The organism is Pseudomonas sp. 1176_21, assembly GCF_052850635.1.
Genome location: NZ_VXCV01000011.1, coordinates 140081 through 154211, shown reverse-complemented (window position 1 = coordinate 154211; position 14131 = coordinate 140081). Strand labels below are relative to the sequence as shown.

12 protein-coding genes are annotated in these 14131 nt (G+C 65.8%); 9 read left to right on the top strand and 3 right to left on the bottom strand.

Annotation, left to right across the window (positions count from 1 at the left end):
• Positions 1–48: 48 nt before the first annotated feature.
• The 4 genes from fdnG to fdhE are packed head-to-tail and all read left to right on the top strand — an operon-like array spanning position 49 to position 5540.
• A complete protein-coding gene (gene fdnG / locus FW760_RS22050; RefSeq protein WP_446443960.1) occupies positions 49–3099 on the top strand; it encodes a formate dehydrogenase-N subunit alpha in 3051 nt (1016 codons plus the stop codon).
• A 19-nt stretch (positions 3100–3118) separates the two neighbouring features.
• Positions 3119–4009: a formate dehydrogenase subunit beta gene (gene fdxH, locus FW760_RS22045; protein WP_269210608.1), complete on the top strand. Its 891-nt coding sequence runs from the start codon at positions 3119–3121 to the stop codon at positions 4007–4009.
• The gene (locus FW760_RS22040) at positions 4006–4653 is read left to right on the top strand and encodes a formate dehydrogenase subunit gamma (RefSeq protein ID WP_043862960.1); all 648 of its coding nucleotides are present in this window, start codon (positions 4006–4008) and stop codon (positions 4651–4653) included. Before fdxH ends, FW760_RS22040 begins: the two co-directional genes overlap by 4 nt.
• The gene (gene fdhE, locus FW760_RS22035; RefSeq protein WP_043862961.1) at positions 4650–5540 is read left to right on the top strand and encodes a formate dehydrogenase accessory protein FdhE; all 891 of its coding nucleotides are present in this window, start codon (positions 4650–4652) and stop codon (positions 5538–5540) included. The genes FW760_RS22040 and fdhE overlap by 4 nt, the downstream gene beginning before the upstream one ends.
• On the opposite strand, the gene FW760_RS22030 is transcribed toward fdhE, so the two are convergent.
• Positions 5537–5989, bottom strand: coding sequence for a GNAT family N-acetyltransferase (locus FW760_RS22030; protein WP_088515395.1), 453 nt, complete (start codon positions 5987–5989; stop codon positions 5537–5539). The two genes, fdhE and FW760_RS22030, sit on opposite strands and share 4 nt — an antisense overlap.
• A 112-nt stretch (positions 5990–6101) precedes the next feature.
• Between FW760_RS22030 and FW760_RS22025 the strand changes: the two genes are divergently transcribed.
• Entirely contained in the window at positions 6102–7625 is a 1524-nt protein-coding gene (locus FW760_RS22025) for an FAD-dependent oxidoreductase (protein ID WP_058541110.1), read from the top strand.
• Between the two features lie 5 nt (positions 7626–7630).
• Here FW760_RS22025 and FW760_RS22020 read toward each other — a convergent pair whose 3' ends face one another.
• Complete coding sequence (locus FW760_RS22020; protein WP_043862964.1) at positions 7631–8824, bottom strand: sugar transporter; 1194 nt, start codon at positions 8822–8824, stop codon at positions 7631–7633.
• Positions 8825–9193: 369 nt separating this feature from the next.
• Here FW760_RS22020 and FW760_RS22015 point away from each other — a divergent pair, with 369 nt between their 5' ends.
• The 4 genes from FW760_RS22015 to FW760_RS22000 all read left to right on the top strand — a co-directional run bounded on the left by FW760_RS22015 (position 9194) and on the right by FW760_RS22000 (position 12553).
• Positions 9194–9907 carry a GNAT family N-acetyltransferase gene (locus tag FW760_RS22015; RefSeq protein ID WP_260328905.1) on the top strand — a complete coding sequence of 238 codons (714 nt, stop codon included), beginning with the start codon at positions 9194–9196 and terminating at the stop codon, positions 9905–9907.
• 137 nt (positions 9908–10044) lie between these two features.
• Positions 10045–10737 (top strand): N-acetyltransferase, encoded by a 693-nt coding sequence (locus FW760_RS22010; RefSeq protein WP_088515398.1) that lies wholly within the window; start codon positions 10045–10047, stop codon positions 10735–10737.
• Positions 10738–10971: 234 nt separating this feature from the next.
• Positions 10972–11661, top strand: a complete 690-nt coding sequence (locus tag FW760_RS22005; protein ID WP_104573074.1) for an N-acetyltransferase — start codon at positions 10972–10974, stop codon at positions 11659–11661.
• Between the two features lie 304 nt (positions 11662–11965).
• Positions 11966–12553, top strand: coding sequence for a biliverdin-producing heme oxygenase (locus FW760_RS22000; protein ID WP_058541112.1), 588 nt, complete (start codon positions 11966–11968; stop codon positions 12551–12553).
• 90 nt (positions 12554–12643) lie between these two features.
• On the opposite strand, the gene FW760_RS21995 is transcribed toward FW760_RS22000, so the two are convergent.
• Positions 12644–14044, bottom strand: coding sequence for an amino acid permease (locus FW760_RS21995; RefSeq protein WP_043862968.1), 1401 nt, complete (start codon positions 14042–14044; stop codon positions 12644–12646).
• Positions 14045–14131: the final 87 nt, after the last annotated feature.

Below are 14131 nucleotides of genomic sequence, written 5' to 3'. Positions count from 1 at the left end.
TGCGCGTGCGCGGCCGATTCTGGAGCTCGTTTGTACAAGGAGATAACCATGGGACTGGGCAGAAGACAGTTCTTCAAGCTGTGCACCGTCGGCGCTGCCACCGCCACTGCGGCCAGCCTGGGCTTCGCCCCGGGCATGGCCCAGGCCACCCAATCACGCCAGTACAAGCTGCTGCGCGCCAAGGAAACCCGCAACAACTGCACCTACTGCTCGGTGGGTTGCGGCGTGCTGATGTACAGCCTTGGCGACGGCGCCAAGAACGCCAAGGCGCGTATCTTCCACATCGAAGGCGACCCCGATCACCCGGTCAGCCGCGGCTCGCTGTGCCCCAAGGGCGCGGGCCTGGTGGACTACATCCACAGCGAACAACGCCTGCTCTACCCCGAATACCGCGCCCCTGGCTCGGACAAATGGCAGCGCATCAGCTGGGATCACGCCATCGAGCGCATCGCACGCCTGATGAAGGACGACCGTGACGCCAACTTCATCGAGAAGAACGACAAGGGCACCACGGTCAACCGCTGGCTGAGCACCGGCATGCTGTGCAGCTCGGCCGCCAGCAGCGAAACCGGCTCGCTGGACCAGCGCTTCACCCGCGCCCTGGGCATCCTGGGCACCGACAGCCAGGCCCGTGTGTGCCACGCCCCTACCGTCTCGGCCCTGGCGCCGACCTTCGGGCGCGGCGCCATGACCAACAACTGGGTCGACATCAAGAACGCCAACGTGGTGCTGATCATGGGCGGCAACCCCGCCGAGGCGCACCCGGTGGGCTTCAAGTGGGTGATCGAGGCCAAGATCCGCAATGGCGCCAAGGTCATCGTGGTGGACCCGCGCTTCAACCGCAGCGCCGCCGTGGCCGACATCTACTCGCCGATTCGCGCCGGCTCCGACGTGACCTTCCTGATGGGCGTGGTCAACTACCTGATCACCCACGACAAGATCCAGCACGACTACGTGCGCGCCTACACCAACGCCAGCCTGATCGTGCGCGAGGACTACAGCTTCGACGACGGCCTGTTCAGCGGCTACGACCCGGCCAAGCGCAGTTACGATCGCAGCTCCTGGACCTACGAGCTGGGCGCCGACGGCTTCGCCAGGCGCGACATGACCCTGAGCCACCCGCGCTGCGTGTGGAACCTGCTCAAGGCCCACGTCAGCCGCTACACCCCGGACATGGTCACCAACATCTGCGGCACGCCCAAGGCCGACTTCCTGCAGATCTGCGAGATCCTCGGCACCACCAGTGCCCCGGACAAGACCGCCACCTTCCTCTACGCCCTGGGCTGGACCCACCACACCAACGGCGCGCAGATGATCCGAGGCTCGGGCATGATCCAGCTGCTGCTGGGCAACATCGGCATGGCCGGTGGCGGGGTCAACGCCCTGCGCGGCCACTCCAACATCCAGGGCTACACCGACCTGGGCCTGCTCTCGCTGCGCCTGCCCGGCTACATGAACCTGCCATCGGATGCGCAGACCGACCTGGCCACCTACCTCAAGCAGACCACGCCCAGCGCGGTGCTGCCCGACCAGGTCAACTACTACAAGCACACCCCCAAGTTCTTCGTCAGCCTGATGAAGAGCCTGTGGGGCGACAAGGCCACCAAGGACAACGACTGGGGCTTCGACTGGCTGCCCAAGTGGGACGACAGCTACGACGTGCTCAACTACAGCAACCGCATGTACGAGGGCAAGGTCAACGGCTACATCGCCCAGGGCTTCAACCCGGTGGCGGCGTTCCCGGACAAGAACAAGGCCCAGGCCGCGCTGGAGAAGCTCAAGTTCCTGGTGATCATCGACCCGCTGGCCACCGAGACCTCGAGCTTCTGGCAGAACCACGGCGAGGAGCACGACGTGGACACCGCGGCGATCCAGACCGAGGTGTTCCGCCTGCCCTCCTCCTGCTTTGCCGAGGAAGACGGCTCGATCGTCAACTCCGGGCGCTGGCTGCAATGGCACTGGGCCGGCGCTGCGCCGCCCGGCGAGGCCTGGCACGACGGCAAGATCCTCGGCCACCTGTTCCTGAAGATCCGTGAGCTGTACGAGAAGGAAGGCGGTGCCAACCCCGAGCCGATCCTCAACATGGCCTGGGACTACGCCGACCCGTTCGACCCCAAGCCCGAGGAAGTGGCCAAGGAATCCAACGGCCGCGCCCTGGCCGACCTGCACGACGAACAGGGCAACCTGATTCTGCGCAAGGGCCAGTTGCTCGACGACTTCTCGCAGCTGCGCGACGACGGCACCACTGCCAGCTTCAACTGGATCTTCGCCGGCTCCTGGACCGAAAAGGGCAACCAGATGGCACGGCGCGACAACGCCGACAGCGGCCTGGGCTGCACCCCGGGCTGGGCCTGGGCGTGGCCGCAGAACCGGCGCATTCTCTACAACCGCGCCTCGGCCGACCCCCAGGGCAAGCCGTGGGACCCCAAGCGCAAGCTGATCGGCTGGGACGGGGCGCGCTGGAGCGGCGTGGACGTGCCGGACTTCGCCGTCACCGCTGCACCGGGCAGCAACACCAACCCGTTCATCATGCTGCCTGAAGGCCTGGGCCGGCTGTTCTCGGTGGGCGCGATGAACGACGGGCCGTTCCCCGAACACTACGAGCCCACCGAAAGCCCGCTGGCGAACAACCCGCTGCACCCGAACGTGACCTACAGCCCCACCGCGCGGGTGTACGAAAGCGATCGCAAGCGCATGGGCAGCCGCGAGCAGTTCCCGTATGTGGCCACCACCTACTCGATCACCGAGCTGTTCCGCCACTGGACCAAGCATGCGCGGCTCAACGCCATCGTGCAGCCCGAGCAGTTCATCGAGATCGGCGAGAAGCTGGCCGCCGACAAGGGCATCGTGCAGGGCGACCTGGTGCGCGTCAGCACCCAGCGTGGCTACATCAAGGCCAAGGCCGTGGTGACCAAGCGCATCCGCCGCCTGGCCATCGACGGGCAGGACGTCGATACCATCGGCATCCCCTGCCACTGGGGCTATGAAGGCACCACGCGCAAGGGCTTTCTGGCCAATACCCTGACCCCGGGGGTGGGCGATTCCAATACCCACACGCCGGAATACAAGGCGTTTCTCGTGAACATCGAAAAGGCCTGAGGGAGCGAACTTCATGTCCATGCAATCCCAAGACATCATCAAGCGCTCGGCCACCAACGTGCTGACCCCGGCGCCGCGTGCGCGCGACCACCAGGCCGAAGTGGCCAAGCTGATCGACGTGAGCATCTGCATCGGCTGCAAGGCCTGCCAGGTGGCCTGCAACGAGTGGAACGACCTGCGCGACGAAGTCGGCCACAACGTCGGCGTGTACGACAACCCGGCCGACCTGTCGGCCGAAACCTGGACGCTGATGCGCTTCGATGAAGTCGAAGATGAAAGCGGCAAGCTCGAATGGCTGATCCGCAAGGACGGCTGCATGCACTGCGCCGACCCGGGCTGCCTGAAGGCCTGCCCGCAACCGGGGGCGATCATCCAGTACGCCAACGGCATCGTCGACTTCCAGTCCGACCACTGCATCGGCTGCGGCTACTGCATCGCCGGCTGCCCGTTCGATGTGCCGCGCATCAGCAAGAAGGACAACAAGGCCTACAAGTGCACCCTGTGCGTGGACCGCGTGTCGGTCGGCCAGGAGCCGGCCTGCGTCAAGACCTGCCCCACCGGGGCGATCAACTTCGGCAGCAAGCAGGACATGCTGCACCAGGCCAGCGAGCGCGTGACCGAGCTGCAGGGCCGCGGCTTTGCCGGCGCCGGCATCTACGACCCGCAGGGCGTGGGCGGCACCCACGTGGTGTACGTGCTGCAGCACGCCGACAAGCCGCACCTGTACCACAAGCTGCCCACCGACCCGCGCATCAGCAGCGCCATCCATGGCTGGAAGGGCTGGCTCAAGCCGGTGGCGGCCGTGGCCTTCTTCGCCACCCTGGCCGGCACCCTGTTCCACTACGTGGGCGTGGGGCCGAACGAGGTCGAGGAAGCCGACGAGAAACACGAGGAGGACACCCACGCATGAACAAGGACAAACTGATCCTGCGCACCCGCTTCATCGAGCGTGCCAGCCACTGGGTAATGGTGCTGTGCTTCCTTGCCGTGGCCCTGTCGGGGCTGTCGTGGTTCTTCCCGTCGCTCAACGGGCTCAACGCCGTGTTCGGCACCCCGCAGCTGGCGCGCATCCTGCACCCGTTCTTCGGGGTGGTGGTGTTCCTGCTGCTGGCGTTCCTGTTCGTGCGCTTCGTCAAGTACAACCTGCCCGAGCGTGAAGACCTCGCGTGGTTCAGGAACGTGCGCCAGGTGCTGGCCGGCGAGCACGAGCCGGCGCTGCAGATCGGCAAGTACAACGCCGGGCAGAAGATCCTGTTCTGGGGAATCATGGGCCTGATCAGCGTGCTGCTGGTCAGTGGCGTGGTGATCTGGCGGCCTTACTTCGCGCCGTGGTTCAGCATCCCGTCGATTCGCATCGGCCTGCTGGTACACGCCATTGCCGGCATCTGCCTGATCCTGCTGATCATCGGCCATGCGTACCTGGCGTTCTGGGTCAAGGGTTCGATTCGCGGCATGGTCACCGGGTATGTGAGCCGCAGCTGGGCCAAGACCCACCATGACCGCTGGTACCGGCAGATCAGCAACAAGCAGAGCGGGAGTGGCAAGCAGCAATGAACAGCATCCAGATGACCCCTGCCGAGCAGCGTAGCGCCGGCGTTGGCGAAATACCTGCCGTGCTGCTGCCGACCCTGGGCGAGCGCTACCGCCAGCGCGCCACCCGCCTGCGTCAGCTGGCCGAGGGGCACCCGATGGCCGACTACCTGCGGTTCGTGGCACAGGTGGCCGATGCCCAGCAGCAACTGCTCGAACGCCTGCCGCTGCCGGCAACGCTGGTGAGCAGCCTGGCCGGGCGGGTAGCCGCCGGCAAGGCGCCGCTGGCCTGGGCCAGCCTGCCGCGCGATGCCTACTGGCAGCAACTGTTGCGCGGGCTTGGCGAGCACATCGAACACGCCACCCTGCAGGGCCTGTGCGCGCAGGGCGAGGCCGCCCTGGACGTGGCGGCCGATGCGTTGCTGGCAGGCCGCTTCAGCGAGATCGACAGCGGTCAGGCGCTGTTTCTGTGGGCGGCCCTGTCGCTGTACTTCACCCAGCTGGCGGCGCACCTGCCCGCCATCGGCAATGCCGGCGTGGGCGAGCAGCGCCAGCATTGCCCGGTGTGCACCGGGGCGCCGGTGGCCAGCGTGATCATGACCGGTGCCCAGGCCGGGCTGCGCTACCTGCACTGCGGGTTGTGCGAGAGCCGCTGGCACATGGTGCGGCTCAAGTGCAGCAACTGCGAAGAGACCGGCAGCCTGGACTACTGGTCGCTGGATACCCATGAAACCGCGATCAAGGCCGAGAGCTGCGACGACTGCCACAGCTACCTGAAGGTGTTCTACCCCGAGCACGAGCGCGACCTTGAGCTGGTGGCCGATGACCTGGCCTCGATCGCGCTGGATGCCGAGGTGGAGCGCCAGGGGTTCGATCGCAGCGGCGTGAACCCGTTTCTGTTCCCGGGCTAGAGCGGGTACTGCATCAGCCAGTGTGATTTGCCCCAGGCCTGGAACTGCTCGAGGTACTGCCACCCCCGCTTGTGGTAGTACTCGGCGCGGTCGTGGGTGTGCAGGTAGAGGTGCGTATGCCCCAGGGCCCTGGCCTTGGTGCAGATGCCCTCGATCAGCGTTTCGGCCAGGCCTTGGCCGCGGGCTTGCGGGCTGACGAACACGCAGGCCAGCCAGGGGCTCAGGTCGGGCCGCAGGGGCAGGTCGTCGCGCGCCAGTGAAGCGCTGCCCAGCAGGTTGCCGTCATCCAGCGCCAGCAGGCTGTACAGGCTGCCGTCAGTCTGGCCATGGGCGAACTCCTGTTGCCATTGGGCCAGCGGTACATCGGCGTATTCGTAGGCGAACTGCTCGTGCAGCCAGCGGGCCAGGGTATCGCTGTGGTGTGGGTGGTTGCTGAGCCAGTCGATCATGGGTGTGCTCTGGGCGTTGGGGGGATGCAAAGGTACACCGAATTGGATGAGGGGTGTGGCCACCTGCATCTACACTTGTCAGTGCCACCGCACCTTCCCGGAGGACCGCGCCATGCCCCACTCTGACGTCCTGATCATCGGCGCCGGGCCCACCGGCCTGGTCCTGGCCCTGTGGCTGAGCAAGCTGGGCATCTCGGTACGTATCCTCGACAGGACCAGCGCCGCCGGCACCACCTCCCGCGCGCTCGCCGTGCAAGCCCGCACCCTGGAGCTGTACCGCCAGCTGGACCTGGCCGACGCGGTCGTTGGCGCCGGCCACCAGGTGCCCGCCGCCAACCTCTGGGTCAAGGGCGAGCCCGCCGCACGCCTGCCTTTGGACAGCATCGGCGCCAACCTCACGCCCTACCCCTTTCTCGAAATCTACCCGCAGGACCAGCACGAGAACCTGCTGATCGAGCGCCTGCGCGGCCTTGGCGTGGAGGTCGAACGCAGCACCGAACTGCTCGGTTTCACCCAGCACGACACCACCGTCAGCGCACGCCTGCGCCTGCCCGACGGCAGCGAGCAAGACTGCGAGACGCATTACCTGGCCGGCTGCGACGGCGCCCATTCGGCCGTGCGCAACGGCCTGCATGTCGACTTCCCCGGCGGCACCTACCAGCAGCTGTTCTACGTGGCCGACGTGGATGCCAGCGGCCCGCCCATGAACGGCGAGCTGCACGTGGACCTGGACGAGGCGGACTTTCTGGCGGTGTTCCCGCTGGCCGGCACAGGCCGCGCGCGGTTGATCGGCACGGTGCGCGACGCACGCGCCGAACACCCCGAGCAACTGCGTTTCGAGGATGTCAGCCAACGTGCCATCGAGCACCTGCAACTGCAGGTGCTCAAGGTCAACTGGTTTTCCACCTACCGCGTACACCATCGCGTGGCCGGGCATTTCCGCCAGCAGCGCGCCTTCCTGCTCGGCGACGCCGCGCACGTGCACAGCCCGGCCGGCGGCCAGGGCATGAACACCGGCATCGGCGATGCAATCAACCTGGCCTGGAAGCTGTGCAGCGTACTCAAGGGCAAGGCCCACGACGACCTGCTCGACAGCTACCCGGTCGAGCGCATGGCCTTCGCCCGGCGCCTGGTGGCCACCACCGACCAGGTGTTCACCTTCGCTACCGCCGATGGCAGCATCGCCAACCTGTTGCGTACGCGCCTGGCACCGGTGCTGATACCGCGCATGGCGGCATTCGCCAAGGCGCGCAGCCTGCTGTTTCGCACGGTCTCGCAACTGGGCCTGAACTACCGCCTGATGCCGCTGAGCTTCGGCAGCGCCGGCCATGTGCAGGGCGGCGACCGCCTGCCCTGGGTGGTGACGCAGGAACACGACAATTTCAGCGCGCTGTCGCACCTGGGCTGGCAGGTGCACGTGTACGGCCTGGCCAGCAAGGAACTGAGCGCCTGGTGCGCCGCACGCCAGCTGCCACTGCAGGTTTACCCCTGGTCGGCCGCCTGCACGGCCGCCGGCCTGGCACGCAACGCGCTGTACCTGCTGCGCCCCGACAGCTACGTGGCGCTGGCCGAACCCTCGGCCTCCACCGCCGCCGTGGAGCGCTACTTCAGCGAGCGGGGCCTGCGCCCCTGGTGAGGTGCTTACGCCGGTTTGTCGGCGCCCAGCACCCCGGCATAGCGGTAGGTGGTCACGCAACACAGCACCAGGCCGCTGACCGCGACCGCGCCGCCCACCAGGCCGATGTCGCCAAGGCCCATGTGGGTGCTGACCAGGCTGCCCAGCAACGCCCCGCCACCGATGCCCACGTTGTACAGCCCCGAGAACATGGCCATGGCCACGTCGGTGGCATCGGAAGCCAGCACCAGCACCTTCGATTGCAGGGCCAGGCTGAAACACATGATCGCCATGCCCCACACCATGCTCAGCGCGCAGAGCAGGGTCGGGTTGACTGCCAGCGGGGCCAGCAGCAACAGGCTCAGGGCGATGGCGCCGATGGCGCCAATCGCGAACCCCCGCGGGAAACGCTCGCTGTAGCGACTGAACAGAATCGAGCCGAAGATGCCCGCCCCGCCATACAGCAACAGCAGGATGGTGGTCATCTCGCCGCTCATCGCCGCGACCTGCTGGCTGAACGGCTCGATGTAGCTGTAGGCGGTGAACTGCGCGGTGATGCCCAGCACCACCAACGCATACACCGAGAGCAGCGCCGGCCGCTTGAGCAGCATCGGCAGGCTGCGCAGCGAACCGGAGTTCTGGCTGGGCAGGCGCGGCAGCGAGCGCATCAGCCACAGCAACGTCAGTACCGAGACCCCGGCGATGCCCATGAAGGTGGTGCGCCAGCCCAGCGCCTCGCCCACCACTCGCCCCAGCGGAATGCCCAGCACCATGGCCAGGGTGGTGCCGGTGGCCAGCACCCCGAGGGCCTTGGCCTGCTTGCCCGGCGGCGCCACCCGCACCGCCAGCGACGCGGTGATGGCCCAGAACACCGCGTGGGCCAGTGCGATACCGATGCGGCTGAACAGCAGCATGCCGAAGCTGGTGGCCATGCTCGACAGCACATGGCTGGCGATGAACAGCACGAACAGGAACGCCAGCAGCTTGCGCCGCTCGATGTTGCGGGTCATCAGCATCATCGGCAGCGAGGCCAGCGACACCACCCAGGCATAGATGGTCAGCATCAGCCCGACCTGGGCGGTGGGCATGTCGAAGCTGCGGCCGATGTCGCTGAGCAGGGCCACCGGCACGAACTCGGTGGTGTTGAAGATGAATGCAGCCAGGGCCAGCGCGAAAACGCTGAGCCAGCTGCCATTACGGGTATCTGCGGGGTTGTTCATCGGACGGGGCAAGGCTCCGGGGCGGGCGCGTCAGACGCGACCCTGGGTTCAATGAAACCTGCGCGGCAAAAGGCGCGCAGGCAAAAGCCACCCCTGGGCCGGCGGCCTGGGTGTTGCGCTGCAGAAGGTTGTTATAGGTAGGTGCGGGTCGCAGGCCCGATGGTACGTCATGCATCGGGGGGGCGACAATAACGCTCGCCGCGCCGCGCCGGCCCCACCGATGAAACTTGCCACGGACATGCAGTGTCTTTGTCATGAGCCCGTAGTAGTGCAAAGCCTGACAAGGGCTGCAGCATTGTCCGATGGTCAGGGTTTACCGACACACGCCTAATCGGGGTCCCTTGAGTACCGGATCTGCCAGGAGGCCGTATGCGCCTAGTTTCGCAACTGCTCCAACGTCTAAGACAAAAAGGCCTGCGTCGCGCCTTGCGCCCGCTGTGGCAACGCCACGTGTTCCAGCACTGGCAACTGGTGTGGCTGGACCGCGACCCGTTGGCCAGGGTGCCTCGACAACGCACCCGCCCCTGCCCTCCCGTGCGGCTCGTCCAGATCACCCCGAGCAATACCGACGCGTTCGCGCGCCATTTCCCCGGCCAGTTGCAGACCATGAACGACCTTGCACGCGAAGGCCACACCGGCCACATGTACCTGGACGAAGCCGGTGACGCGGTGGCGATGGTGTGGGCCAGCACCCGTGACTATCACGACCGGCACTACTACGGCTGCACCTTCCCGGTACAGCCCGGCGAATACTTCCAGTTCGCCGGCGAAGTCGAGCGCGCCTACTTCGGCACCGGCCTGTCCACGCGGGTACAGACCGAGCTGTGGGAGGCCATGCTCGCCAAAGGCTGCACGCGCATCGTGGTGGTGGTGGCGCTGGACAACGCACAGGCAGTCAAGATGCATCTGCACCTGGACTACCACGAACAGGGTCGCATCACCCACGCGTACAGGTTCTTCGGGCGCTGGTACTTCTCCCGCGTGACCCACTACAGCGGCTCGCGCCTGGCCCACCTGGCCCCGCGGGCCAGACGCAAGGCCGACAGCGAGCCGGCGCCGCAGCTGCACGACACCGACGCCTGAGCGCCTACGCCCCGGGTTGCAAGGTCATGCAGCGCGCATGACCTTCAGCTTACCAGGGCTGTAGAGAAGGCCGATGGCATGCAACTGCCGGTGGACGCCTAATCGGAGCTCCTGGAATAAAACCTGTCGGAGTTCTCATGCAATTGATCGAAATCGCCCACCAGCGCATCAGACAAAAAGGCTTGCTGCGTGCGCTTCGCCCGCTGTGGCGCCGCTACATCTTCTCGCACTGGCAACTGGTGTGGTTGCAGCGCAGCCCCCTTGCGCCCGTCGCCGCGCAACGCAGGCGCACCTGCCCGCCAGTGCACCTGGTAGCGATAACACCCCACAATACCGAGGCCTTCAGCCGTTACTTCCCTGGCCAGGTGCAGGCCATGACCGACCTCGCCGAACAGGGCCACACCGGCCACATGTACGTGGACAGCCACGGCAACGCGGTGGCGATGGTGTGGGCCAGCACCCGCGATTACCACGACCGCCATTACTACGGCTGCACCTTCCCGGTGCAGCCGGGCGAATACTTCCAGTTTGCCGGGGAAGTCGACCGCGCCTACTTCGGTACAGGCCTGTCGACCCGGGCCCAGCTCGACCTGTGGTCCACCATGCTGGCCAAGGGGTGTACGCGCATCGTCAATGTGGTGGCGCTGGACAACGTGCAGGCGGTGAAGATGCACCTGCAGCTGGATTATCAGGAACAGGGTCGCATCACCCACGCCTACAGAGTGTTCGGTTGCTGGCGGTTCTCGCGCACCACCCACTACAGCGGCAAGCGCCTCGCTCACCTGGCGCCGCGGGCCCGGCCACGGGCCCCTGACACCTTCATCGCCTGAGCAGAACCGCGCCTTGATTCAGGCGCCATAAAATCGTCAAAAAAGCGTCAGACCTTTCCGATCAACTGCTCTATGCCGGTAACCTCCGGTGTAGAGCGGTTCACCCTTGTTACACATATTTTGAAACAACCGCTGCGATGGCTTTTTGACACGCCGTCAAAACGCTGGGCTATACCATGAAAAAGATTTCATCAAACCCACCGTTTCATCCGCCCTATCCGGCAAGGAGGCACCATGGGTGCTTTGCAGAACCTGCGCGACAAGATCAGAAGAAAAGGCCTTCGCCGCGTCGCCAGAACCCTCTGGGAACGCCATGTGTTCTATCACTGGGAACTGCTGTGGATGGAGCGCGACCTGGTCAGTGCGGTACCGCCGCACAACCTGCGGCCGCACAAGCCGGTGCGCCTGGTGACCATCACCGAGGACAACGCCGTCGCCTTTGCCCGCCACTTCGGCGACCGTGTGCAAACCATGGCCGAGCTTGCCCGCGAAGGCCACACCGGGCACATGTACCTGGACGATGCCGACAATGCGGTGGCGTTCATCTGGGGCAGCAAGCGCGACTACCTGGACCGTCACTATTACGGCTGCACCTTCCCGGTCAAGGAGGGCGAGTTCTTCGAGTTCGGCGGCGAGATGACCCCGTCGTACTTCGGCACCAGGCTGTCGGTGGATGCCCAGGTCAACCTGTGGGCGGCCATGCAGGCCCAGGGCTGCAACAAGGTGGTGGACGTGGTCGAGACGCACAACGTACCGGCCATGAAGCTGCACCTGCGCATGGGTTATCACGAACAGGGGCGCGTGGCGCACGTGTACTGCCTGTTCGGGCGCTGGAAGTTCTTCCGCGAGACCACCTACAGCGGTTCACGCCTGGAACAGCTGCGCAAGCCGCGGGCAGTCAAGACAGCCGCCGCACCGGCATGAACCTGGCAGCCCCTGCGCCCGCGCTGCGGGTGCAGGGGGCTGCTCGACATCCCTGCTCAACCCCGCATCTACCCGCCCTGCGCGGCGCTTGACCGTACCTGGAGCGCATGCAAGCATCCGCCGGCCATGACGCCCACGAATGCAGTTCAGAGACGAATGACCCGGGATGAAGATTCCATTGCAGATCCACGCATTGAAGACGCTCGCCTGGCAGGCCGGGTGCTGCACGGAACGACAATGGCGCGAGAGAGTCTAGGCATTGGCATTACCAATGCCTGCTCACTGCCGACATGAGACCCCGACCATGAATGCCCCCGCCTCCCCTGCGCCCGAACCCGGCCGCTGCCAACGCCTCAAGGCCGCCAGCCGCCGCGAGCACGACAGTGTCGATACGCTGGTGCTGGGCGTTCGACCGTTCGAGAGCCGCGAGCGCTATGCATTGTTTCTGCAAGTGCAGCACCGCTTTCATGGCAGCCTTCAAGCCTTGTATGGCGATGCGCAGTTGAACCGCACATTGCCCGGGCTGGCGGCGCTGTCGCGGTTCGAGGCAGTGCAGGCCGACCTGCGCGACCTTGGCCTGCCGGTGCCCGGTGTACCGGCACCTGTGCAGCTGTCTGCGCCAGCTGAAGCACTGGGCTGGCTGTACTGCAGCGAGGGCTCGAACCTGGGGGCGGCGTTTCTGTTCAGGCAGACCCAGCAACTGGGGCTGGGCGCGCAGCGTGGCGCCCGGCATCTGGCGCCGCACCCGGACGGGCGTGCGCTGCAGTGGCGCCAGTTCGTGGGGTTGATCGATGCACTGGTGCTGAGTGAGGAACAGGAGCGCCAGGCGGTGGATGGGGCGCTGGCGGCGTTCGAGTTCTATCGCAGCAGCGTGCGCGACATTTTCGGCTGAGGCCTGTGGCGACGTCTTCGCCGGCTCCTGCAGGGGTCACGATGATCCTGCAGGAGCCGGCCTTGCCGGCGATCGAGTGCGCAGCGCGCGCTAACCCTGGTCGGTCATCGCCTGCGGCTGATGCTCGATACGCGCCCGCTTGCGGTAGAACGCGATGCCCAGGATCAACGCCGTCACCGCCGCCGTCATCAAGGTCTCGTAGCGGTAGTCGGGGCTGAACAGCATGTAGCCCAGCACCAGCGAAATCACCACGATCACCAGCCAGGTCAGCCACGGGAACAGCCACATCTTGAACGCCAGCTCGGTGCCCTCGCGCTCGACGATGGCACGCATGCGCAGTTGCGACACGGCGATCACCAGGTACACCAGCAGCGCGATGGCCCCGGTGGTCGACAGCAGGAAGCCGAACACCTTGCCCGGGAAGGCGAAGTTCACGAAGCAACCGACAAACCCGGCCAGGGTCGACAGCAGCACCGCCACGGTGGGCACGCCACTGCCGGAAATACGCTTGGTCAGCGGGTGCGCCTCACCGCGCGCGCCCAGTGAATAGAGCATGCGCGAAGCGGTGTACAGCCCCGAGTTCATGCAGCTGGTGACCGCCACCAGCACCACCACGTCGATCAGGAACTTGGCGCCCGGCACGTTGAGGATTTCCAGCGCGCGCTGGAACGAACCCACCTGCAGCAGGCGCGGGTCATTCCACGGCACCAGCGCGACGATGAAGAAGATCGAGAACACGTAGAAGATCGCGATGCGGTACACCACCAGGTTGGTGGCGCGGCGGATCTTGTCTTTCGGGTTGGCGGTTTCGTCGGCGGCAATGGTGACGATCTCGGCACCGAAGAACGAGAAGATGGTCACCAGCACGCCGGCCAGCACGGCGCCGAAGCCGTTGGGCATGAAGCCGCCATTGGACCACAGGTTCTCGACGCCCGAGGTCTGCGCCAGCGGCCATACACCGCTCACCCCCATCAGGCACACCACCAGAAAGCCGATGATCGCCACCACCTTGACCAGGGCGAACCAGTACTCGAACTTGCCGAAGTTCTTCACGCTGATCAGGTTGCTGCACGACAGCACGATCATGATCAGGAAGGCAAAGGCCCAGGACGGCACGTCGGGGTACCAGGCGTGCAGGATGTCGGCACCGGCGATTGCCTCGACCGGAATGATCAGTACCCAGAACCACCAGTACAGCCAGCCGATGGTGAAGCCAGCCCATGGCCCGATGGCCCGCCCGGCGTAGGTGGAGAACGAGCCGCTGTTGGGGTCGGCGATGGCCATTTCGCCGAGCATGCGCATCACCAGCAGCACCAGCAGGCCGGTAATCATGTAGGAGATGAGGATGGCCGGACCGGCCTTGGCGATGGCGTTGGACGAACCGATGAACAAACCGGCGCCGATGATGCCGGCGATGGAGATCATCGAGACCTGACGCGAGGTCAGGCCGTGCTTGAGCGAGCGTTGCGGTTTTTCTTGTAGGGACGACATGGTTGCCTCTCTGGCCAATGACTGCTGCACCTGGTTGCGCGATGACCGCGCAGGTCAGGCCAAGGTCTTCATGGAAAGTGTGCGGCA